The organism is uncultured Roseobacter sp. (assembly GCF_947496515.1).
GTDB lineage: Bacteria > Pseudomonadota > Alphaproteobacteria > Rhodobacterales > Rhodobacteraceae > Roseobacter.
In genome coordinates this window covers 60437-83428 of record NZ_CANMDB010000009.1, presented here as the reverse complement: position 1 = coordinate 83428, position 22992 = coordinate 60437, and the positions used below count along the sequence as shown (strand labels likewise).

22 protein-coding genes are annotated in these 22992 nt (G+C 62.7%); 9 read left to right on the top strand and 13 right to left on the bottom strand.

Annotation, left to right across the window (positions count from 1 at the left end; translation table 11 throughout):
• Positions 1–2: 2 nt before the first annotated feature.
• Genes Q1A53_RS15715 through Q1A53_RS15695 form a run of 5 tightly spaced genes read right to left on the bottom strand, consistent with a single transcriptional unit; the run spans position 3 to position 5315 of the window.
• Positions 3–1328, bottom strand: coding sequence for an FAD-binding oxidoreductase (locus Q1A53_RS15715; protein WP_299968588.1), 1326 nt, complete (start codon positions 1326–1328; stop codon positions 3–5).
• Positions 1325–2143, bottom strand: coding sequence for an ABC transporter permease subunit (locus tag Q1A53_RS15710; RefSeq protein ID WP_299968587.1), 819 nt, complete (start codon positions 2141–2143; stop codon positions 1325–1327). The genes Q1A53_RS15715 and Q1A53_RS15710 overlap by 4 nt, the downstream gene beginning before the upstream one ends.
• On the bottom strand, positions 2140–3015 hold the full coding sequence (locus Q1A53_RS15705) for an ABC transporter permease subunit (RefSeq protein WP_299968586.1): 876 nt from the start codon (positions 3013–3015) through the stop codon (positions 2140–2142). Before Q1A53_RS15705 ends, Q1A53_RS15710 begins: the two co-directional genes overlap by 4 nt.
• A gap of 31 nt (positions 3016–3046) precedes the next feature.
• Positions 3047–4174, bottom strand: a complete 1128-nt coding sequence (locus tag Q1A53_RS15700; protein ID WP_299968585.1) for an ABC transporter ATP-binding protein — start codon at positions 4172–4174, stop codon at positions 3047–3049.
• Between the two features lie 58 nt (positions 4175–4232).
• Positions 4233–5315, bottom strand: a complete 1083-nt coding sequence (locus Q1A53_RS15695; RefSeq protein ID WP_299968584.1) for a polyamine ABC transporter substrate-binding protein — start codon at positions 5313–5315, stop codon at positions 4233–4235.
• A gap of 165 nt (positions 5316–5480) precedes the next feature.
• Here Q1A53_RS15695 and Q1A53_RS15690 point away from each other — a divergent pair, with 165 nt between their 5' ends.
• From Q1A53_RS15690 to Q1A53_RS15660, 7 genes are all read left to right on the top strand, one after another.
• On the top strand, positions 5481–6182 hold the full coding sequence (locus Q1A53_RS15690) for a GntR family transcriptional regulator (protein ID WP_299968583.1): 702 nt from the start codon (positions 5481–5483) through the stop codon (positions 6180–6182).
• 51 nt (positions 6183–6233) lie between these two features.
• Positions 6234–7631 (top strand): aspartate aminotransferase family protein, encoded by a 1398-nt coding sequence (locus tag Q1A53_RS15685; RefSeq protein ID WP_299968582.1) that lies wholly within the window; start codon positions 6234–6236, stop codon positions 7629–7631.
• Between the two features lie 215 nt (positions 7632–7846).
• Positions 7847–8947 (top strand): ABC transporter ATP-binding protein, encoded by a 1101-nt coding sequence (locus tag Q1A53_RS15680; protein ID WP_299968581.1) that lies wholly within the window; start codon positions 7847–7849, stop codon positions 8945–8947.
• A 120-nt stretch (positions 8948–9067) separates the two neighbouring features.
• Positions 9068–10180 carry an extracellular solute-binding protein gene (locus Q1A53_RS15675; protein ID WP_299968580.1) on the top strand — a complete coding sequence of 371 codons (1113 nt, stop codon included), beginning with the start codon at positions 9068–9070 and terminating at the stop codon, positions 10178–10180.
• Positions 10181–10251: 71 nt separating this feature from the next.
• The gene (locus Q1A53_RS15670) at positions 10252–10539 is read left to right on the top strand and encodes a DUF1330 domain-containing protein (protein WP_299968579.1); all 288 of its coding nucleotides are present in this window, start codon (positions 10252–10254) and stop codon (positions 10537–10539) included.
• Positions 10539–12179 carry an ABC transporter permease gene (locus Q1A53_RS15665; RefSeq protein WP_299968578.1) on the top strand — a complete coding sequence of 547 codons (1641 nt, stop codon included), beginning with the start codon at positions 10539–10541 and terminating at the stop codon, positions 12177–12179. The genes Q1A53_RS15670 and Q1A53_RS15665 overlap by 1 nt, the downstream gene beginning before the upstream one ends.
• Positions 12180–12182: 3 nt before the next feature.
• Positions 12183–13361, top strand: a complete 1179-nt coding sequence (locus Q1A53_RS15660) for an ABC transporter permease (RefSeq protein WP_299968577.1) — start codon at positions 12183–12185, stop codon at positions 13359–13361.
• A 61-nt stretch (positions 13362–13422) separates the two neighbouring features.
• On the opposite strand, the gene Q1A53_RS15655 is transcribed toward Q1A53_RS15660, so the two are convergent.
• Together Q1A53_RS15655 and Q1A53_RS15650 are read right to left on the bottom strand one after the other, a co-directional pair.
• The gene (locus Q1A53_RS15655; protein WP_299968575.1) at positions 13423–14703 is read right to left on the bottom strand and encodes a lytic murein transglycosylase; all 1281 of its coding nucleotides are present in this window, start codon (positions 14701–14703) and stop codon (positions 13423–13425) included.
• Positions 14704–14823: 120 nt separating this feature from the next.
• Positions 14824–15543 carry a YafY family protein gene (locus Q1A53_RS15650; protein WP_299968573.1) on the bottom strand — a complete coding sequence of 240 codons (720 nt, stop codon included), beginning with the start codon at positions 15541–15543 and terminating at the stop codon, positions 14824–14826.
• A gap of 81 nt (positions 15544–15624) precedes the next feature.
• Between Q1A53_RS15650 and Q1A53_RS15645 the strand changes: the two genes are divergently transcribed.
• The gene (locus Q1A53_RS15645) at positions 15625–16332 is read left to right on the top strand and encodes a glutathione S-transferase family protein (RefSeq protein WP_299968571.1); all 708 of its coding nucleotides are present in this window, start codon (positions 15625–15627) and stop codon (positions 16330–16332) included.
• A 2-nt stretch (positions 16333–16334) separates the two neighbouring features.
• Here Q1A53_RS15645 and rnr read toward each other — a convergent pair whose 3' ends face one another.
• From rnr to dapD, 6 genes are read right to left on the bottom strand one after another with little or no spacing between them, the layout of a single operon-like run.
• Entirely contained in the window at positions 16335–18590 is a 2256-nt protein-coding gene (gene rnr / locus Q1A53_RS15640) for a ribonuclease R (protein ID WP_299968569.1), read from the bottom strand.
• Positions 18591–18596: 6 nt separating this feature from the next.
• Positions 18597–19193 carry a TIGR04282 family arsenosugar biosynthesis glycosyltransferase gene (locus tag Q1A53_RS15635; protein WP_299968567.1) on the bottom strand — a complete coding sequence of 199 codons (597 nt, stop codon included), beginning with the start codon at positions 19191–19193 and terminating at the stop codon, positions 18597–18599.
• Positions 19190–19612, bottom strand: coding sequence for a GNAT family N-acetyltransferase (locus Q1A53_RS15630; protein ID WP_299968565.1), 423 nt, complete (start codon positions 19610–19612; stop codon positions 19190–19192). Before Q1A53_RS15630 ends, Q1A53_RS15635 begins: the two co-directional genes overlap by 4 nt.
• Positions 19609–20754: a succinyl-diaminopimelate desuccinylase gene (gene dapE / locus Q1A53_RS15625; RefSeq protein WP_299968563.1), complete on the bottom strand. Its 1146-nt coding sequence runs from the start codon at positions 20752–20754 to the stop codon at positions 19609–19611. The genes Q1A53_RS15630 and dapE overlap by 4 nt, the downstream gene beginning before the upstream one ends.
• 16 nt (positions 20755–20770) lie before the next feature.
• Positions 20771–21130 carry a hypothetical protein gene (locus Q1A53_RS15620; protein WP_299968561.1) on the bottom strand — a complete coding sequence of 120 codons (360 nt, stop codon included), beginning with the start codon at positions 21128–21130 and terminating at the stop codon, positions 20771–20773.
• A 6-nt stretch (positions 21131–21136) separates the two neighbouring features.
• Positions 21137–21964 carry a 2,3,4,5-tetrahydropyridine-2,6-dicarboxylate N-succinyltransferase gene (gene dapD, locus Q1A53_RS15615; protein WP_299968557.1) on the bottom strand — a complete coding sequence of 276 codons (828 nt, stop codon included), beginning with the start codon at positions 21962–21964 and terminating at the stop codon, positions 21137–21139.
• A gap of 178 nt (positions 21965–22142) precedes the next feature.
• On the opposite strand from dapD, the gene Q1A53_RS15610 reads away from it, so the two are divergent.
• Positions 22143–22982, top strand: a complete 840-nt coding sequence (locus tag Q1A53_RS15610; RefSeq protein WP_299968555.1) for a TIGR00730 family Rossman fold protein — start codon at positions 22143–22145, stop codon at positions 22980–22982.
• The last annotated feature ends 10 nt before the right edge of the window (positions 22983–22992 follow it).

Here is a 22992-nt window from a genome sequence, read left to right as displayed (position 1 = left end):
AATCAGAGGTCGGCAAGCAGAAATCCGGCATAGGCCGCAGGCATGACCAGCCGACGCGCCCTGCCGAAGGGAAACTGCGGCGGGTGTTGACGCATTGCGAGAGGGATCGCGTCTGGCGTATGGCCGCAGATGCGGTCGGCCAAAAGCTTGCCCGCAAGGCTGCCCATCGCAATCCCGTTGCCATGATAGCTGATGGCGGCCCAAAGGCCGATGCCCTCATCAAGCGCACCGACAAAAGGCAGGCGATGACGCGCCAGGCTCACCATCCCGGACCATATATGATCCACTGCCACGTCGGCCCACTCTGGAAATAACGTCCGAAAGTCTCGCCTGATGCGGCTGCGCGCCCGCCGCTCAGCTCTTGCTCCCGTGAACAGACCGCCCCGCATGCCAAAAAGAAACCGTCTGTCTGGCATCAGACGAAAGTAATGCAGCAGGTGTCTGCTGTCGTAACACATCTGATCCGTGTGCCAGCCCTGTGCTGAAATCTCCGCCTCCGTGAGGGGGCGTGTCACCAGCACGTTTGATTGTGCAGGCATGTAGCGTCCGGCCAAAGAAGCAGGCAGATCCTCGGACGAATACCCATTGGTCGCAACAATCACCTGCCTCGCGATCACCTCACCAGCGGCAATGGACAGCCGATGCCGCCCTTCAGCAAAGTCACATCCCCGCACGCGGCTGGAATGAAAGATCATCGCACCAGCCGCCTCCGCCGCCGCGGCAAGCCCAAGAAGGTATTTGCGCGGGTTGAGCGCAAAGCCCACGGGGATCGTCAGCGCCCCGAAGAAGGGGCCCGCAAACCCATGTGTGGCCAGCGCTTCCGCTTCGATCAACTGAGGAGAAACGCCGTAGTTTTCCTCCACCGCAATCGCTTTCTCCCGCAGCGCCGCCATGTGGCGAGGACGATGGGCCAGCTCTGTTTCGCCGTGTGAGTGTCGGTCAACCGACAGCTTCAGCCGCCCGATCAGGTCCGACACACATTCGACGGCGGCCTTTTCCGTAGCGCGAAAGGCCAACCTCTCCGACCGGCCGAAACGGGCATCCAGCTCGGCGTCCCCCAGCATCCCACCACCCAAACAACAGAACCCGCCATTGCGCCCAGAGGCCCCCCAGCCCGGATAGGCCGCGTCCAGCACCATGACCGACAGGCCCGCCTCAGCCAGATGAAGGGCCGCCGACAGGCCGGTAAAGCCAGCGCCGATGATCGCGACGTCAACCTTGCGCGTCCCCCTCAGAGATGGCCGTTCCGGTGCGGCACAGGTCTCATCCCACCAGCACCCCGCCCGAGGGCCGGACCCGTAGGCATAATCCCCAAAGATCCGCGTCATGCCGCGCGGGCCGCAGCCTGCTCCTCTTGCCGCTGCCGCAGCGTGCGGTGTTTGGAGATAAGCGACGCGCTGATCACACCAACCGTTACAATTCCGATCATGATCGTGGAAAGCGCGTTGATCTCCGGCGACACACCGAGCCGCACGGCAGAGAAGATCTTGATTGGTAGGGTCGTGGCGGACGGGCCGGCGGCAAATGAGGCAATGACCAGATCATCAAGGCTGAGCGTGAATGCCAGCAGCCAGCCGGAAATCACCGCAGGCGCGATGATCGGCAGCGTCACAAGGCGAAAGGCATCAAAGCCTGAACATCCCAGATCAAGTGCCGCCTCCTCCAGCGAGCGGTCAAAGCTCATCAGCCGGGAGGAGACGACAACAGAGACGTAGCACATGGAAAAGGTCGTATGAGCCAAAACGATGGTCAGCACCCCGCGATCAAGGCCGATCCCGATAAAGAGCAGCAACAGCGACAGGCCAGTGATCACCTCGGGCATCACCAATGGCGCATAGATCATGCCCGAAAACAGCGTGCGCCCGAGAAAACGCCCCGCGCGCACCAGAACATAGGCGGCCATGGTCCCCAGCACCGTCGCGATGGTCGAGGACAGCACAGCCACTTTGATCGTCACCCAGGCCGCATCCAGAAACGCCTCGTTCTGCAAAAGCTCGCCGTACCATCTGGTCGAAAACCCGGCCCAGACAGTCACGAGCTGGCTGGCGTTGAAAGAGTAGATGATGAGGATCACCATCGGCAAATAGAGAAATGCAAAGCCCAATGTCAGCGATGTCACGTTGAACCAGCTGAGCCGCGTCATCCCTCAGCCTCCGCCTGACGCTGCTGGTTACGCTGGAACAGGATGATCGGCACAATCAGCAACAGCAGCAGGATCACCGCCACGGCACTGGCAACGGGCCAGTCGCGGTTGTTAAAGAACTCCTCCCACAGCACCTTGCCGATCATCAGCGTCCCGGAGCCGCCGAGCAGCGACGGGATCACGAACTCACCCAACGCAGGGATAAACACCAGAAAACTGCCCGCAATAATGCCGTTCTTCGACAGCGGTACGGTGACCAGCCAGAACGCCTGCAGCCGGGAGCAGCCCAGATCCTCCGCCGCTTCGATCAAGGATCCGTCTAAACGGTCGAGCGCGGCGTAGATCGGCAGGATCATAAAGGGCACGTAGGTGTAGACAATCCCGATATAGACCGCCGTCGTTGTATTGAGGATAGTCAGCGGCTCTCCGATCACCCCGGTCCACAGCAGGAACTGGTTCAGAAAGCCTTCCTGGCTGAGGATACCCATCCACGCGTAAACGCGGATCAGGAAAGAGGTCCAGAACGGCAGGATCACCAGCATCATCAACGTGGCACGCCATTCCTCGGGTGCCCGCGCCATGGCGTAAGCCACCGGATAGCCCACCAGCAACGTCAGCAAGGTCGAGATCACCGCGATCCGAAGCGAGCTGAGATAGGCCTTCCAATAAAGGTCATCGGACATCAGGAAGGCGAAATTCTCAAAGTCGAGCGCGCGAAAGAAGGGCCCGACCCCGTCATCCAGCGTCGGCGTATAGGGCGGAATGGCGAGTGCGATGTCCGACAGGGAAATCTTGAAGACGATCACGAAGGGGATCAGGAACAACGCCAGCAGCCACGCATAGGGGATCGCGATCAGTATCACACGCTGCATGGGCGGCCTCCTTTGCTGATGGCGCGAGGTGTCATTCCGCTAACAGCACCCCCGCAGTGGCGCTCCATGAGACCCAGACCGGGTCCTCCCAGGTAAAGCTGCGGCGCGAAATCCGGCGCGTGTTGGCTGTCTGCGCCTTGATGATCTGTCCGCCCGGCAGCTCCACGTGATAGGTGCTTAGGTTGCCCAGATAGGCGATATCGAGCACCTTGCCCTGCACCGCGTTCTCCGCCGCCTCTGGCCTTTCAGCGCTGATCGAGACTTTTTCCGGCCGCACCGCAAGGTGACAGGCCTGCCCATCGTGGAACTCCCGCGACGAGGCAGCCACCAGCGGGGTCTGCTCCCCGTCCCAGATAACCCTGAACTGCGCCTCGCCCGAGGCCTGTGCCGTCCCGGTCAGGATATTCACGTCTCCGATGAAATCCGCCACGTAGACGCTTTCGGGCGCCTCATAGATCCGCTCCGGCGTGGCGACCTGCATCAGCCGGCCCTCGTCCATGACGGCCACGCGGCTGGCAACAGTCATCGCCTCTTCCTGATCGTGGGTCACGATCACAAACGTGGTGCCGGTCTTTTCCTGAATGTCCATCAGTTCAAACTGCGTGGCCTGCCGCAGTTTGGCGTCGAGCGCGCCAAGCGGTTCATCCAGCAACAGCAGCTTGGGCGCCTTGGCAAGGCTGCGGGCGAGCGCCACACGCTGACGCTGGCCACCCGAAATCTGATGCGGCTTGCGACGCGCGAATTTTTCCAGCCGGGTGAGCTTCAGCATCTCAGCCACCCGCGCGTCGATTTCCCCGCGCGACTTGCGGTCCCTGCGCAGGCCAAAGGCGATGTTGTCGTAAACGCTCAGATGCGGAAACAGCGCGTAGGACTGGAACATCATGTTCACCGCGCGCTTGTTTGGCGGCACGGCGGCAATGTCCTGTCCCGCCAGTTCGATGGTCCCGCCGCTGATCGTCTCGAACCCCGCTAGCATCCGCATCATCGTGGTCTTGCCGCAGCCCGACGGGCCCAGCAACGCAAAGAACTCGCGTTCAAAGATGTCCAGCGTCAGATCGTCGATCGCGGTGAAGCTGCCAAACTGCTTGGTGACATTGCGAAACCGGATCAGCGGTTTTTCGGCAGGATCGTCCCAGGGGGCAAAAACTGTTTCGGCCAAATGCGTCTTCCCGAAAAAGGAAGGGCGCGGAGAGTATCCCCGCGCCCGTTCATCAGGCTCAGGTGCCCGATTTGATCCGTGTCCAGCTCCGGGTCAGATTGCGCTGATCCCTCGGTGACCATGTGGTCACCGTATAGAGGTTCTCCAGCGCCGCCTCGTCGGGATAGATCGCCGGATCGCCGATCACGTCCTCGACCAGAAATTCCTTTGAGGCTTCATTGCCATTGGCGTAATAGACGTAGTTCGACGCATCCGCCATATTCTGGGCGTCCATGATGAAGTTCAGGAACGTATGCGCCGCCTCCGGGTTCGGAGCATCCGCCGGGATGGCCATCTGGTCAAACCACATCAGCGCACCTTCGTTGGGCGCATTGTAGGCGATCTCAACCCCGTTTTCCGCCTCGGCTGCGCGGTCGCGCGCTTGCAGGATATCGCCTGACCAGCCGAAGGCCACGCAGATGTCGCCATTGGCCAGCGCGTTGATGTACTCTGAACTGTGGAATTTCTGCACATGCGGGCGGACCGCAGCCAGCACCTCTTCAGCGCGTGCCAGAGCCTCTGCATCCTTGGCGTCGGGATCCTCACCCAAGTAGGTCAGCGCTGCGGGGATCATCTCCGTCGGTGCGTCCAGGAAATGCACGCCGCAGCTGGCCAGCTTTTCCATGTTGCCGGGATCAAAGATCAGGCTGAGCGAGGAAATGGGCGCATCCGCACCAAGGATGTCCCGCACTTTTCCGACATTCACGCCGATGCCCGTCGTGCCCCACATATAGTTGATGGAATAGGCATTTTCGGGATCGTATTGCGCTGTGCGCGCCTCGACCACATCCCACATATTGTCGAGATTTGTGAGCTTGGATTTATCCAGTTGCTGAAACACACCGGCCTGGATCTGACGGGCGAGAAACGTGCCCGTCGGCACCACGACGTCATAACCGGAGCCGCCCGCCAACAACTTTGTCTCCAGCACTTCGTTGCTGTCAAAGACATCGTAGATTAGTTCGATCCCGGTCTCCTGTTCGAATTTTTCCAGCAGCGCTTCGTCTATGTAGTCGGACCAATTGTAGACGCGCACCTCATCCGCGAAGGATGCGGTCACGCAAAAGACAACTGCTGTGCCGCTGAGCAAAAGCTGTTTCATGGTATACTCCCGTTGATGTAGACCGGGTTGGCCCGGTTCTCGCATAATATGACCAATTTTTGCTCACCGGAGCAAGGTAGGTTATGCTTTCACGCGCGCCTGCGCTGTGCAAGCGTGCAGGCTGCCTGCATTGCGAGATAGGATCATCCGACACCCATGACGCTCATGAAACCGGCGCGGATTGCGGCGACTGACCGCCCGAAGGCACCGGCCCATCAGACGATCTACGAAGACCTCAGGGCCCGCATCCTTTTTGGCGACCTCGCCCCTGGTCAGGCGGTGACGATCCAAGGGCTCAGAAAGGATCTGGGCGCAGGCACCACGCCGGTGCGCGAGGCGATCCGGCGGCTCACCTCAGACGGGGCGCTCAGCATGCTGGACAACCGCCGCGTGATCGTTCCAGAGCTTTCAACCGCCTGCATCGACCAACTGGATTTCATGCGACAAGCGCTGGAACCAGAGCTCGCGCGGCAAGCGACAGGGCGCCTCGACACCGCTGCGCTTGGCGGCCTGCACGCGCAGGATACCGCGCTGAATGACGCCATCTCAAAAGGCGATGTGCGCGGATATCTGACCCACAACTACCGTTTTCACCGGATGCTCTACGATTGCGCCGCTGCGCCTATCCTGGCCACAACGGTGGATCGCCTGTGGCTTCGGTTTGCGCCATCACTCCGGGTGGTGTGCGGGCGCTACGGCACGCTGAACCTGCCGGACAAGCATGCAGAATTACTGACAGCACTCGCGGCACGAGATAGCGAGGCGGCGGGCGAGGCGATGCGGCAGGACGTGGCCCAAGGCATGCGTCAGGTGCGCGCTGCCGTCACCACCGACCTGCCGCAGCGCGATTCGATTGACACGGAATAATGTGATCATATTGTGCGCCAGCTGCACATCTCATCCCTGCCGGAGGCTGCCATGTCCCTGATCACCAACCACATGCCCACGGCAGAGCTGCAGGCGCTGGACGCCGCACACCACATGCACCCTTTCACCACCAACGATGAGCTGGCGGACAAGGGCGCGCGCGTCATCACCCGGGCCGAAGGCGTGTATCTCACCGATAGCGATGGCAACCGCATCCTTGATGGCATGGCAGGGTTGTGGTGCGTGAACATCGGCTACGGCCGCAAGGAGATGGCAGAGGTCGCCGCCCGTCAAATGATGGAGCTGCCCTACTACAACACGTTTTTCATGACGACCCATGTACCCGCCATCGCGCTGTCGCAGGAAATCGCCCGGTTGGCACCTGAAGGGCTGAACCATGTGTTCTTCGCGGGCTCCGGGTCTGAGGCGAACGACACCAACATCCGCATGGTGCGCACCTACTGGGCAGAGAAGGGCAAACCGGCCAAGACCCATATCATCAGCCGCAAGAACGCCTATCATGGGTCCTCCATGGGGTCGGGGTCGCTGGGCGGCATGAGCTACATGCACGCGCAGGGCGGCATGCCGATCCCGGGCATTCACCATATTGGCCAGCCCGACTGGTGGGCAGAAGGGGGCGAGATGAACCCCGAGGAATTCGGCCTCGCCCGTGCGCGCGAACTGGAGGCCAAGATCGAAGAGCTGGGAGAGCAGAACGTCGCCGCCTTCATCGCCGAACCGGTGCAGGGCGCAGGCGGTGTGATCGTGCCGCCCGACAGCTACTGGCCCGAAGTCCAGCGCATCTGCGACAAGTACGAGATCCTGCTGATCGCGGATGAAGTGATCTGCGGCTTTGGCCGGACGGGCAACTGGTTCGGCAGCCAGACCATGGGCATCCGACCGCATATCATGACCATCGCCAAGGGGCTGAGTTCGGGCTACCAGCCCATCGGCGGCTCCATCGTTTGCGACCAGATCGCAGAGGTGATCGGGGCGGCGGAGTTCAACCACGGCTACACCTATTCCGGCCATCCCGTTGCTGCAGCAGTGGCATTGGAAAACCTGCGCATCCTGCAGGAAGAGCAGATCATCGAGCGGGTACGCACGGTCGGGGCGCCTGCGCTCAAGGCCGGGCTGGAGGGGCTGACCGATCACCCGCTGGTGGGCGGCCTGTCGATCAAGGGGATGATGGCGTCGCTGCCGCTGACCCCGGACAAGGAGAGCCGCGCCAGGTTCGCCGCGCCAACAGGCACGGTGGGCCTGATCTGCCGCGAGCGCTGTTTTGCAAACAATCTGGTGATGCGCCATGTGGGCGACCGGATGATCGTCTCACCCCCGCTGATCATTGAGCCGGAAGACATCGACGTCTTCATGACGCGCGCCCGCACTGCGCTGGATGAAACCTACGCGGAGCTCAAGGCGCAGGGCTTGCTGACCCCGCCAGCTTGATCGTAACTGCCCTGCGATTCGGGCACGCCGTTCGTGAGGCGCCCCGCCGTTCCCGTTTGAGGGGTGCGGAATTGCCCAGCGAACGCAACCTAACCAATCATGAGACGCGGCATTCGCGCCCGGCGCAGGTTAACCGGTTGCGTCCTGCCGCTGAATTTGCGTTACTTTTGATCAAACAACGGCGGAAACGCGCCGAAGCCACCGGGGAGCCACTTTTGGCCGACATAAAAAGCGACAGCGCCTTCGTTGAATTCGAACGCGTGCAGAAGAGCTATGACGGGGAAAACCTCGTCGTGAAAGATCTCAACCTGTCCATGCCGAAAGGCGAGTTCCTGACGATGCTGGGGCCATCGGGATCCGGCAAGACCACCTGTCTGATGATGCTCGCAGGCTTTGAGACGGCAACCCACGGTGACATTCGCCTCGCGGGGAAGTCGATCAACAACATCCCGCCGCACAAACGCGGTATCGGCATGGTGTTCCAGAACTATGCGCTGTTTCCGCATATGACGGTGGCGGAAAACCTGTCCTTTCCGCTGGAAGTCCGCAAAATGGGCAAATCCGACCGCGAGGCCAAGGTGAAACGCGCCCTTGATATGGTCCAGATGGGCAGCTTCGCCGGACGGCGGCCCGCCCAGCTGTCAGGTGGCCAGCAGCAACGGATCGCGCTGGCCCGTGCGCTGGTGTTCGAGCCGGAGCTGGTTCTCATGGATGAGCCGCTGGGCGCGCTCGACAAGCAGCTGCGCGAGACCCTGCAGTTCGAGATCACCAATCTGGCGCATGATCTGGGCATCACAGTCGTCTACGTCACCCACGACCAGACCGAGGCGCTGACAATGTCGGATCGGGTCGCGGTGTTTGACGACGGGCGCATTCAGCAGCTCGCCCCGCCCGATCAGCTTTATGAAGCGCCGGAGAACAGCTTCGTGGCGCAGTTCATTGGCGAGAACAACACGCTGGAAGGCGTGGTCAAGGAGATCCAGAATGGCCATGCGCTCGTCCAGCTGGACGATGGTGAATTGATCACTGCAAAGCCCGTGAACGTCTCTGCCGTGGGGGAGCGCACCCGTGTTTCCATCCGGCCCGAGCGGGTCGAATACAAGCCCGACCGGCTCAGCGATCAGGCGCACATGCTCGACGCCGAAGTGCTGGAATTCATCTATATGGGTGACGTCTTTCGCACCCGACTTCGGGTTGCGGGCAGCGACAGCTTCGTGATGAAATGCCGCAATGCACCCGATCAGGCAAGGCTCAAGCCGGGCGAAAAGCTGAAAATCGGCTGGTTGCCGGAAGACTGCCGTGCCTTGGACGCCTGAGGGCGCATGCACCAAAACTGTCGTGTCCGTCCCGCGGGCGCGATGAATGACGAGGCGCAGGCCAAGCCCGTGGCCCTCCCGCCTTAGACACCTGAACGGGCAGATAACTGGGAGAAATACATGAAACTGACCAAGACACTTTTGGCCTCCACCGCGCTGACGGTTGCCAGTGGTGTGGCGCTCGCCGACGGCCACATGGCATCCGAGATGACGATTGTCAGCTGGGGCGGCGCCTACTCCAACTCGCAACAAAAAGCGTATCACGACCCCTACATGGCGGATACCGGCATCACCATCATCAACGATGAAAGCTCGCCCGAAGCGGTCGCCAAGCTGCGCGCCATGAACGAGGCTGGCAACATCACCTGGGATCTGGTGGACGTGGAAGCCGCCGATGCCATCCGGCTCTGTGACGAGGGGCTGGCGATGGAGATTGACCACGACGAAGTGCTCGCCGCGGCACCCGATGGCACCTCTGCCTCGGACGACTTTGGCGATACGATCGCATCGGATTGCTTTATTCCGCAGATCGTCTTCTCCACCACTTTCGGCTACCGTACCGATATGGTGCCAGAAGGTGTAGAGCCACCCACCTCGGCCTGTGACGTGTTCGAGATCGAGAAGTACCCCGGCAAACGCGCGCTCAACAAGCGCCCGATCGCCAATATGGAATGGGCGCTGTTGTGTGACGGCGTGGCCTACGAGGACGTCTATGACGTGCTGGAGACCGAAGAAGGTCAGGCACAGGCCTTTGCCAAGCTGGACACCATCAAGGATGAGACAATCTGGTGGTCCGCCGGTGCCGAGACACCCCAGCTTCTGGCCGATGGCGAGATCTTCATGGGCTCCACCTTCAACGGGCGTCTGTTCTCGGTCATCGCAGAGCAGGGTCAGCCGGTTGGCATGGCCTGGGACTGGCAGATGTTTGATCTGGACGGCTGGGTCGTCCCCACCGGTCTGTCGGACGAGCGTCTTGCCCGCGTGATGGACTATCTGAAGTTCGCCACTGACACGCAACGTCTGGCGGATCAGGCCAAATACATCAGCTACGGCCCCGCGCGCGCATCTTCGGCACCCCTGGTCGGTCAGCACGCGGAGCTTGGCATCGACATGGCACCCCATATGCCAACCGATCCCAACAACGCGGAAAACACATTCGTGAACAACTACGAATGGTGGGCGGACTACCGTGATGATCTGGACGCCAAATTCCAGGCGTGGCTGGCTCAATAAGCCACTGCCACGGCGGATAAAAAAGAACGGGGCCGCGGTTGGCCCCGTTCCAATCCCGACGGAGACGCCCCATGCCCAAAGGCTACATCATCGGTCATGTCGACCTGCACGATGCGGAAAGCTATCAGCCCTACTCGGCGCGCAATGATGAGTTGGTGCCGCGCCATGGTGGCAAATTCCTGACCCGCGGGGGCACCTCCCGGATCCTCGAAGGCACCAGCCACGACCGGCATGTGATCATCGAATTTCCGTCCTACGCGGACGCGCTCGCCTTCTACAACGACCCTGACTATCAGGAAAACATGAAGATCCGACAGGCCGCTTCCGAGGGCACGATCATCGTGTTGGAAGGCGTATAATGGCAGACATCACAGATCAGAGCGGGCCCATGCTGGCCGCAGATGGCAGGCCGCTCAAATCCAGCCTGAACCGCGCCCTGCGGCGGCAGAAACTGCGCGCGCTGGCGCTGATCGCACCGCTGCTGATCTTTATCATGGTGACGTTCATCGCGCCGATTGCGGATATGCTCTTTCGCTCGGTCGAAAACCAGATCGTCTCCGACACGCTGCCCCGCACCACCGAAACACTGGCCGATTGGGACGCCGACAGCGGCGAGATACCGCCCCCGGAGGTATTCGAGGCGCTCTACACCGACATCTTCGTCGCGCAGGAGCGCAAGCTGCACACCCGCCTCGGATCCCGGCTGAACTACGAGCTGTCGGGCGTATCCTCGCTCTTCCGCAAATCCGGGCGGCGCGTCGATGACATCGGCGAAGTCTATCAGGACCAGTTCGAGGACCTCGATGATTTCTGGAAAGACAGCGAGACCTGGAACGCGCTGATGGGCAGCGACGACTGGAACGCAGCCCAGATCCAGTGGGACGAGGGATCAGATGACCCCCAACCACCGTTCGAACCGCGAGAGGAGATCACTGGGCTATTGCCGCAGACAGCCGAGATTTTCCAGATCTTTGCGGATTTCGTGCAGCGCGAGGATGAAGACAACCTCGCAGATGAAGACCCGTGGGAGCTGGTGTACTCGGCCCTCTATACCGATCTGATCCAGACGCCGGATCTCTCCGGCTACGGCGGTCCGGGGTCGGCAGAACTCCTGGTCGCCATGTCAGCCGTTCCCGATTTCGAAACGGTCGATCACGCCGCCGCTTTCGAGGACATCGACGAGGATTGGCACAGCATCGAGGTCTGGCAAACGATCCAGACCTACAGTCCCGATTTCACCTCCGGCTATTTTCTCAACGCCGTCGATATGAAGAAATCGCCCGATGGCCCGGAGATGCGACCCGATGACGAACAGATCTACATCAAGCTCTTCATCCGCACGCTGATCATGTCGCTGGCCATCACCGGCAGCTGCATTCTGCTGGGCTACCCGGTCGCCTGGATTCTGGCCAACCTGCCCGCGCGCACGGCCAATCTGCTGATGATCCTGGTGCTCTTGCCCTTCTGGACCTCGCTGCTGGTGCGAACCTCCGCCTGGAAGGTCATGTTGCAGCAGCAGGGCGTGGTGAACGACACGCTGGTCTGGCTCGGGCTGGTGGCCGATGACAGTCGCCTCGCGCTCATCAACAATCAGACCGGCACGATCATCGCCATGACCCATATCCTGCTGCCCTTCATGATCCTGCCGCTCTACTCGGTGATGAAGACGATCCCGCCGAGCTACCTGCGCGCCGCAAAATCGCTGGGCGCCACCAACTGGACCGCCTTCTGGCGCGTCTACTTCCCGCAATCGGTGCCCGGCATCGGCGCAGGCTCGATCCTCGTCTTCATCCTCGCCATCGGCTACTACATCACACCCGAGCTTGTGGGCGGCACCACCGGTACCTTCATCTCCAACCGGATCGCCTATCACATCTCCAGCTCACTCAACTGGGGTCTGGCGGCGGCACTGGGGACCATCCTGCTCGCCCTGGTGCTCGGGCTCTACTGGGCCTACGACCGGATCGTCGGCATCGACAACGTCAAGCTCGGAGGCTGACCGATGACAGCCCTTACCCCCATTTCCCGCACGCCTGTTTCCTTCTACGTGCCTGTCGTGGCCCTCGCCGGTGCGATTGCGGGTTTGCTGGTAGGCACCGCTCAGGGCAGCTCGTTCCTGGGGGTCATTTCCGGGGCGTTGCTCATGGCGGCCACGGCTTTCGGGATCACGCAGGTGGTCAAGGCGGAAAGCGCGAGCCGTTGGGTGCTCATCCTCGTCATGGCCATCGCGGGCTTTGCCCTCAGCGGCATCGCGGCGGGTTTGATCGGAGCCGCCTTCGGCTGGTTCTTCGGCTGGTTCACCTTCTGGCTCTACGAAGGACGATACCGTGCCTACGTCGCCCCCTACCTCACCCCCGGTCAGGTGCTCTGGCACTACACGTTTCGGGTGATCTGCGGTGCGATCCTGGTCTTCCTGATCACCCCGATCCTCGTCGTCATGCCTCTCAGCTTCAACGCAGAGGATTTCTTCACCTTCACGCCGGAGATGCTGCGGTTCGATCCAGCAGGCTACTCGCTGAAACACTACGAAGACTTCTTCACCAACGCCGACTGGCAAGGTGCTCTGGCCAATTCGGTCAAGATCGCCCCCATGGCGACCCTGCTCTCCGTCACCTTTGGTACACTGGCCGCTATCGGCCTTAGCCAGGCCCACGTCCCCTTCCGCCGCGCGATCATGGCGATCCTGATCTCACCCATGATCGTGCCCCTGATCATCTCGGCGGCTGGCATGTACTTCTTCTACAGCCGCATCGGTCTGCAGGGCACCTACACCGGCGTCGTCCTCGCGCATGCCGCCTTGGGCATCCCCTTCGTCATCATCACCGTCACCGCCACACTGGTGGGCTTCGACAATTCGCTCACCCGTGCCGCCGCCAATATGGGCGCCGGTCCGGTGACAACGTTCTTCCGCGTGCAGATGCCGCTGATCCTGCCGGGGGTGATCTCCGGTGGTCTCTTCGCCTTCATCACCAGCTTTGACGAGGTGGTTGTGGTCCTCTTCGTGGGCTCAGCGGGGCAAAAGACCCTGCCCTGGCAAATGTTCACCGGCCTGCGCGAACAGATCAGCCCCACCATCCTGGCCGTCGCCACGATCCTGGTGATCATCTCTATCGCGCTGCTGACCGTGGTGGAACTGCTCCGCCGACGCTCCGAACGCCTCCGCGGCATGTCGCCGAGCTAAAGCGCTTCCGGCTCTTTCATCTTGCCAGATAAACTCCCGCCGGAGGCTCCCGCACCCGCCGCTAGCGCAACCTCTGAAGTAATCTCAATGACGCGTAGCCATCCTGCACCAACCCCTGACTGCGCTGATAGGCGCGCACCGCGGCAATCGTGTTCGGGCCGATCCGGCCGTCCACCCCTTTCGTGCTGAACCCGGCGCGTGTCAGGCGCTGCTGCAGCTCCTTGCGCTCGGCAAAGCTCAGCGCCCGGTCCCCGCGCGGCCAGCTCGCCTGGATCGCAGGTCCGCCCTCGATCCGGTCGCTCAGATGCCCAACACCGATCACATAAGCATCGGCCGTATTGTACCGCTCGATGACACTGAAGTTCTTGAAGATCATGAAAGCCGCTCCCTGCCCCCCTGCGGGCAGCAGGATCGACGCATTGCCGTAGTTCGGCACAGCGCGCCCGTCGGTTCCGACCACCCCGCGGCTTGCCCACTCTGCGGGCGACCGGGTGATCTTGCGGCTGGCCTGCGCGTAGTCGAACCCTTGCGGCAACCGCACTTCGACACCCCAGGGCTGTCCTGTGACCCACCCGAACCGCTTGAGGTAAGCCGCGGTGGAGGCCAACGCATCGGTGGGATCGTCGGACCAGATGTCGCGCCGCCCGTCGCCGGTGAAATCAACGGCATAGGCCAGAAAGGACGTGGGGATGAACTGAGTATGCCCCATGGCGCCCGCCCAGCTGCCGGTCATGTTGCGCGGGCTGGTATCGCCGTTCTGTAATATCTTGAGGGCGGCGATCAACTGCTCCTCAAAGAATTTGCCCCGCCGCCCGTCATAAGCGAGCGTGGCCAGTGACTGGATCACATCGTTGCTGCCGCGGTACTCACCGTAGGCGCTTTCCAGCCCCCAGACAGCCACGACGACCTCCTTCTCCACCCCGTAGCGCGCCTCAATGGCGTCAAGCGTCCGGCGATGGTCGCGCAGGGCCGCCTTGCCATTGCGGATGCGCGTGTCGGATACCGCGCTGTCGAGATATTCCCAAATGGTCTTGGTAAACTCCGACTGATTGCGGTCGCGCCGGATCACATCCGGATCATAGCGCACCCCGTCGAACGCCGCGCGCAGCGTCTCGGACCGGATGCCCTGCGCGCGCGCGCGTCGCTCAAACCCGTCGATCCAGCGCGCCAGACCCTGATTGCTGGCCGTTTGCGTCGCTTGCAGCGGAGCCGGTGCAAGACCCGAGGGCCGCAGCTGCGGTCTGATCGCCGCGGCCACCTTCTGCACCGTTTCCAGCTGCGGCGGCGCGGGCCGCACCACAGGTCTCAACAAGGGCTGCGCTTCAAATGCTGCCGCCGCCATTCCCATCAAACCAGTCGCCAGAACGACTGCGCACACCGCTGTTCTTCGCATATTGTGACCTACCGCTGCTCATTATTGATTGGGGCCAGTCTACGCCAGATCGGCTGCTTTCGAAAGAATTCAATCGAAGGTTACGCCGCTCTCGGCGGCTTTTTCCATCTGCTCACGGATGAGCGCGAGATGCGCGCGCAGCATCGGCACCCGGCGCGGCCGAAAGCTCTGGGTCGTGCGTTCCAGATCCTGCATCCGGTCGAGCCGGAAGGTGCGGAAATCCTGGCGCAGATGACACCACGCCAACAGCACATTGGTGTTGTCGAGATAGACCAGACCCAACGGATCGACACTGCGCAGCGTATCCGCCCCGCGACGGTCACGATAGCAAAAGCGCACCGCCACCTCGTCCCAGGTTGCAGCCCGCAGGACAGCTGCATCGATGCTGATCGCGGGCGGCCTGACAAAACGATGCGCGTCGAGCACGGCATATTGCAACCGGTGGGCCTGTCGCGGCGGCACCCGCGCCTTGATCTTGGCCAGCGCCGAGCCTGCGGCCTTGGCCAAGGCCGGATCGGCGATCATGGTGACGTCCCGCAGCCCCAGCACCAGCGCCTCCAACTCATCATCCTCAAAGCCCAGAGGCGGCATTGCGGCGTCTTCAATCAGCGTATAGCCAAAGCCCGCCTCACCGTCGATCACAGCCCCCATGCTGCGTAACGCATCGATGTCGCGATAGATCGTGCGGGGCGATTTCTGCATTTCCTGCGCCAGTTGGGCGGCTGTCACAGGCGGCGGCAGGCGGCGCAGGGTCTGCATCATCTGGAAAAGGCGGTGTGTGCGGCTCATACCCCACACCTATCACATCTCATGCCAGAAATTGACAGCATGACACCCTACCCAACTGTCAACAGGAAAGGATCATCTCTCATGATTACGCTCGTCACCTATCCGGCTACCTTTGGTCAGTTCTCCGCCAGCCCCTTTTGCACCAAGGTGGCGCTCTTGCTGGATCAGGCGGGCGCGACGTGGCAACGCGAAGATCAACTGGACCCGCGCAAGATGCCCTTTCAAAAACTGCCGGTGATCCGGGTGGACGGGGAAATCATCGCCGACAGCGATGCCATCCGCGCCTATCTGGAAAGCCAGGGTGCCGCCTTTGAACCCGGCCTGTCCACGCTGGACAAGTCTACCGCCCGCGCCTTCATCCGCATGGCGGAGGAGCACATCTACTTTCACGTGGTCATGGACCGCTGGGGCAATGACGCCCAATGGCCCATCATCCGGGACACCTATTTCTCAATGATCCCGCGCGTGCTGCGCGGGCTCGTTACGTCGCGGATCCGCAAGCAGCTGATGCTGGGCCTCAATGCGCAGGGGCTGGGGCGGTTCAACGAAAGCCAGAGGCTGGACCGCATTGAACCCGACCTGCTGGCGATTGCAGCGCGCGTGGATCAGAGCCCGTTCCTGTTTGGGGATCAGCCCACCGCGGCAGATGCCTCTGTCGGGCCGATGATCAGCGCCGCCATCGCGATGCCCGGTGAAACGCTGTTATCCGAGCGGATCCGCCAGGATCCTGTTCTGATGCCTTACATCCGGCGCATTGATGCACTGCTGCCCGACACCGCCGGATCCTGAGCCTAGCTGCGGCTGCGCTTGAGCTTGCGCTTGGCCTTGTCGGTTTTGCGCCGCGGCTTGGGCCGACCCCGCCGCGGCGTGCGCCCCGCGGGAGACACGCGCCCCTGCGGCAGCGCCTCCCCTTCCAGCGACAAGAGCTCCAACGCGATGCCACCGGTGGTGGGCAGCGCCTCGGCCAGGCGGACCGTGACCCGCTGACCCAGCCGAATCGTCAGGCCGGTATCGGCCCCCATCAGGCTATTGGTCTCAGCGTCGTGGTGAAAATACTCCTGTCCGATGGCGCGCATCGGCACCAGACCATCGGCACCAGTTTCATCAAGCTTCACAAAGATGCCAAAACGGGCGATGCCGCTGATCCGTCCCTCGAATTCGTTGCCCACCCGTTCGCTCAGATACGCCGCCATGTAGCGGTCGGTGGTATCACGCTCCGCGATCATGGAGCGGCGCTCGGTGTCCGAGATATGGGTGCCCGTGGTGGTCAGCTCGTCTTCATCGACGCCTTGCAAGCCGTCCTTGCCCCAACCGTGCGCGCTGATCAGCGCCCGGTGCACGACCAGATCGGCGTAGCGCCGGATGGGGGAGGTGAAATGCGCGTAGCGCGCCAGCGCCAGCCCGAAATGGCCGAGGTTCTGCGGCGCGTAGTAGGCCTGCGTCATGGAGCGCAGGGTGGACATGTTGATCAGCTCCGCCTCGTCCGATCCCGCGGCCTCGTGCAACAGCCGGTTCAGGTGCGCGGGCTTCAGCACTTGCCCCTTGGCCAATGCATAGCCGCTTGCCTTAGCGGTTTCGCGCAGCGCGTCGAGCTTCTCGGCGCTCGGCTCCTCGTGCACCCGAAAGAGCAGCGGGGTCTTTTTGGCGATCAGCGTCTCTGCGGCGCAGACGTTCGCCAGCACCATGAATTCCTCGATCAGCCGGTGCGCATCCAGCCGGTCCTTGAACTGGACGGACGTCACCTGCCCTGCGTCATCCAGCACGATGCGCCGTTCCGGCAGGTCGAGATCCAGCGGCTGGCGTCTTTCGCGGGCAGCGGCAAGCGCTTCGTATGCTGCGTAAAGGGGCCTTAGCACTGGCTCCAACAGTGGCCCGCAGCGGTCGTTAGGTGCGCCGTCGATTGCAGCCTGCACTTCCTCGTAGTGGAGTGACGCGGGCGAGCGCATCAGCCCGCGATGGAACGCGTGCCCCAGCTTGTTGCCGTCCGCATCAAGAACCATGCGCACTACGATACAGGCGCGCGGCACCCCTTCGTGCAAGGAACAAAGGTCCCCTGACAGACGATCGGGCAGCATCGGGACCACACGGTCGGGAAAATAGGTGGAGTTACCGCGCAGCCGCGCCTCCCGATCCAGCGCGGAGCCGGGCGTGACATAGGCGGCCACATCGGCAATGGCGACCCAGACAACGTGACCGCCTTCGTTCGCCGGATCCTCGTCGGCATGGGCATAGCAGGCATCGTCGTGATCTCGGGCGTCGGACGGGTCGATGGTGATCAGCGGCAGGTCGCGCAGATCCTCCCGGCCCTTAAGGCCGAGCGGTTCGGCGCGGTCCGCCTCCGACATCACGTCATCGGGAAAGCTGTCGGGGATGCCGTGCTGGTGGATCGCGATCAGCGATACCGCACGCGCCGCAGAGGGATCGCCCAGACGTTCGGTGATGCGCGCGCGCGGCAGGCCCATGCGGGTCTTGGGACCAGCCAGCTCTGCCTGCACCAGCTCGCCGTCCTGCGCACCGTGGGTCGCGCCTTCGGGCACTTGCCATTCCTTGTCGGAGCCCTTGTCCACCGGCAGGATTCGACCGCCTTCGGCCGTCTTGCGAAAAACACCGAGCACGTGGCGCGGGTTAGTACCGATGCGGCGAATGAGCCGCGCCTCGTAGTGATGCTCCTCGCCCTTGATCAGCGTCAACCGTGCGAGAATGCGGTCGCCTGCACCGAGTGCAGGATCCGAGGCACGCGGCACCACGATCACCACAGGCTCCACCCCGTCGCCGTGCCATTCCATCGGTTTGGCAAAAAGATCTCCATCCGCATCCGGTCCCGTCACCTGCAGCACGCTGACCGGCGGCAGACGGTCCGGGTCCCGGTAACTGCGCTTGCGCTTTTCCAGATGCCCGTCGGCCTCCAGTTCCTTGAGCACGCGTTTCAGGTCGATCCGTGCCGCGCCCTTGATTCCAAAGGCCTTGGCGATATCGCGCTTCGCCGTCTGGGTCGGGTTTTCGCTGATCCAGTCGAGGATTTCGGGTTTTGTGGGGATGCGGTTCATACCCCCTCAGGTAGCACGCGCACCCGGTGCCGTCATGGTCAAATCGCGGGCCTCGTCCACGTCGCGCAAAACATCCACATAGGCGACGCGGGCATTGCCAAGGCTGGCCGCCGTATCGTCGAGCGCATGTTCCGTCGACCAGCGCACGCCCTTGAAGAGCGTCGACGGCAGACAGCGCGGGTGCCGTGACCCGATCAGCCAGTAGCCACCGTCTGGCGCAGGGCCAAAGACCACATCCGCGCCCCCCAGAGCGGTGAAGGCCCGCGCGATATGAGCGGGCAGGATGCCGGGGATATCGGCGCCGATGATACATACCGGCCCGTGCCCGCATCTCAAAGCACGCGCCATGCGCTCCCCCAGATCGCCGCGGCCCTGCGGCATCCGGCGAAGATGCGCGGGCCAGACACGGCTCAGCATCCCCTCGCGGTCGGGGCTGACCGCGAGCACTAGATCCCATCTGGGGTCCTGCAGGCGGCGGATGAGTGACCCGGCCTGATGGCGGAACCACCAGGCGGCGGGGACCAGCCCGATGTCGCGCCCCAGCCGTGTCTTTACCCGGCCCGGGCGAGGTTCCTTCAACATGATGACGAGCCAGGGTTTCACAAATCCCGGACCATATCGCGGTGGTCGATCCCGGCATCATCGTAGACCGGGCCTTCTGCCGTGAACCCGAGCGCTTCGTAGAAGGTCAGCGCGGAGAGCTGCGCGCCAAGCCTGGCGCGTGTCACACCCGGCTGGTTGCGCGCCAGTGTCAGCGCCGCGCGCATTAGCGCAGCCCCCAGCCCCCTGCCACGCGCTTCGGCCAGGATGCACACCCGTCCGATCTTGGCAGTGTCGTCCAGGATCAGCATACGGGCCGTGCCCTGGGCACAGTCGCCTTCCCACAGCAACAGATGCAGCGCGTCGCCGTCGCGCCCATCGACCTCATCCGCCTCGGACACGCCTTGTTCCCCGGTGAACACCTCTGCGCGTAACCGCTGGCAGGTCGCGATGTCGCGGGTCTGTTCGATCCGCAAGCTCACGCGAAATAATCGGCCAGAATGCGCCCGTAGACGGCTTTCAACTGCCGGATATGGGCGATCTCCACATGTTCGTCCACCTGATGCATCGACCGCCCGACAAGGCCAAACTCCACCACAGGGCAGTGGTCCTTGACGAAGCGTGCATCCGACGTACCGCCGCTGGTGGACAGTACCGGTGTCACGCCCAGCTCGGCCTTGATCGCGTCTGCAACGCGGGTCGAAAGCGCGCCGGGCGGGGTCAGGAAGCTCTCACCGGAGATCTTGACCTTGAGCTCGGTACGCACACCGAACTCTGCCTCTATCCGGGCGATCTCCTGCTCGATCCACGTGGTCAACGAGGCACCGCTATGGGTATCGTTAAAGCGGATGTTGACGGTCGCGCGACACTCCGCCGGGATGACGTTGGTGGCTGGATTGCCGGTGTCGACCGTGACAACGGCCAGCGTCGACGGGTCAAAGTGTTCCGTGCCCTGATCCAGCTGGTGGCTTGCCAGCCGGTCCATCAGCCGCATCATCGCGGGCAGCGGATTAAGCGCCCGGTGCGGGTAGGCAGCGTGGCCTTGCGTCCCGATGACCCGGATCCAGGCGGACATCGACCCGCGCCGCCCGATCTTGATCATCTCGCCCATGGTGTCGGGGCAGGTCGGCTCACCCACCAGGCAGACGTCCATCCGTTCGCCCATATCCTCCATATGCGCCAGCAGAGCGGTGGTACCATCGGTCGCGTCGCCTTCCTCATCACCGGTGATTGCGAGGATCACGGCACCATCGGGGGGCGACAGCGTCACCAGATCGACAGCAGCCGCCGCGAATGCTGCAACACCTGATTTCATATCCGTGGCCCCGCGCCCGTAGAGCACACCATCGTGGATCTCGGCCCCAAAGGGCGGCTTGGTCCAGGCGGCCTCATCTCCCACGGGCACCACATCCGTGTGACCGTTGAACCCGAAGGTCCGCGCGTGACCCTTCGGCCCCCAACGGGCAAAGAGGTTGCGGATACCGCCCCGATCGGCCCAGGCGCAGTCGAACCCGGCGCCGCTCAACAGATCATGCAGAACATCGAGCGCCCCTTCGTCCGCGGGAGTGACCGAGGCGCAGCGCACCAGATCAGCTGTCAGGCTCACAGGGTCTGTCGAGGTCATATCGCTGCCTTTCGGTTCACTGAAGGGTCGCGTCCGGGTCGGGCGCGTCGCCGTAAAAGGGCTCCATCTGCGCGATTATGACGGCGTTTTCATCAAGCGCGCGCTGCATCAGACCCTGTTCTTCTTCGCTGATCTCATGACCTTCGGCCTGCCGTTCGGCCAGCGTGCCATAGCCCGTGACATCCAGCGGCGCCGTCTCCGCCTGTTTCAGCACGGCGACCGTCTCGCGCACGGCTTCGGCCTCGTCCACACCGCTGGCAAAAACCACGAGCCCCGCACCGCTCGCCCCCTCGGGCAGGCCATCCCCGGCCTTGCGACCGATCTGTACGACCAGCGTATAGACCTGCTGGCGAGAGGGTTTTTTCGGGTTGGCCATCGCCCGTCAGTCGCGCAACAGTTCGTTGATCGAGGTCTTGGAACGGGTCTGCGCATCCACCTTCTTGACGATCACCGCGCAGTAAAGGTTCACGCCGTTCTTCGACGGCATGGATCCTGCCACCACGACCGAGCCTGCGGGCACTTCGCCATAGGTGAACTCGCCCGTCTCACGGTCCACGATCTTGGTGGATTTGCCGATGAAAACACCCATGCCCAGCACCGAGCCTTCGCGCACGATGCACCCTTCGACCACTTCGGACCGCGCACCGATAAAACAATCGTCCTCGATGATGGTGGGGCCAGCCTGCATCGGCTCCAGCACGCCACCGATGCCGACACCGCCCGACAGGTGCACGTTCTTGCCGATCTGGGCACAGGAACCAACCGTCGCCCAAGTGTCCACCATGGTGCCGCTGTCCACATAGGCGCCGAGGTTCACAAAGGAGGGCATCAGCACCACGCCCGGCGCGATATAGGCCGATTTGCGCACCACGCAGTTGGGCACGGCCCGGAAACCGGCGGCCTTCCACTGATTGTCACCCCAGCCCGCGAACTTGCTGTCCACCTTGTCCCACCAGCCGCCACCCTGCGGGCCACCGGGCTGGATCTCCATGTCCTTGATCCGGAACCCCAAGAGCACCGCCTTTTTGGCCCATTGGTTCACGTGCCAATCCCCGCCGTCGCGAGGCTCCGCCACGCGGAGTGTCCCGCTGTCGAGCGCTGCCAGCGTCTCCTCGATGGCCTCGCGTGTTTCGCCGCCTGTGGTCGGCGTGATGGTGTCGCGCGCGTCCCATGCGGCTTCGATGGCGGTTTCAAGCTGGGCGTTGGACATGATGGCTCCGATCCGAAATGATTTTGCCGCTTCTATCCTCGCCGGGCCAAAGCTTCAACGGCGTTGGCTTGAGGTGCCGCGAAATGCACACGCCTTTCGTGAAATCTAAATCAATTCAATTGCAACTTGTGCCACAACATGCGCCCCTGCCGGAAAAGAGCCAATCGGAGACTGTCAGATGAACCGACCCCGCCATCCCCTGCGCGATGCGCCGACCGACCGTGCGGCAACGCGAGAGGTTCCCGATACGCCGCAAACCCGCGCACCGGCCTACCGTCTGGCCTTTGCCGATGAGGATTTCCTGTGCCGGGAGGAGCTGCGCCCTGTCCGGCTGCAGCTGGAGTTGCTCAAGCCAGAGATGATGCTGGACGCCCAAGGGATCACCAGCACCATCGTCCTGTTCGGCGGCGCACGGATCCCCGCACCCGACCGAAAGGACGAGGCGCGCACAAAGACATTGGCGGATCTGTCGCGGTTCTACACCGTCGCGCAGGAATTCTCGCGGCTGATGACGCTCCAGAGCCTGGAGACCGGCGGGCGCGAGAACGTCGTCGTCACCGGCGGCGGGCCCGGCGTGATGGAGGCCGGCAACCGCGGCGCACAGGAGGCAGGCGGCAAGTCCATCGGGCTGAACATCGTGCTACCCCACGAGCAGGCGCCCAACGCTTATGTCACGCCCGAGCTATGTTTCAACTTCCACTACTTTGCCCTGCGCAAGATGCACTTCCTGATGCGGGCGCGGGCGATTTGCGTCTTTCCCGGCGGGTTCGGGACCTTGGACGAGCTTTTCGAAACGCTGACGCTGATCCAGACCGGGCGGATGCAGCCGGTGCCTGTCCTGCTTTTTGGCAAGGCGTTCTGGGAATGGATCCTCGACTGGGACGCACTGGCCGATGCGGGCACCATCTCGCAGGAGGATCTGTCGCTGTTCCGTTTTGTCGATGACGCTGCCGAGGCAGTGCGGCTCATCGAGACTTGGCAGGACCTTCCGGCACGCGACAGCATTCCGGGTCGGTAAAGTTAATAAG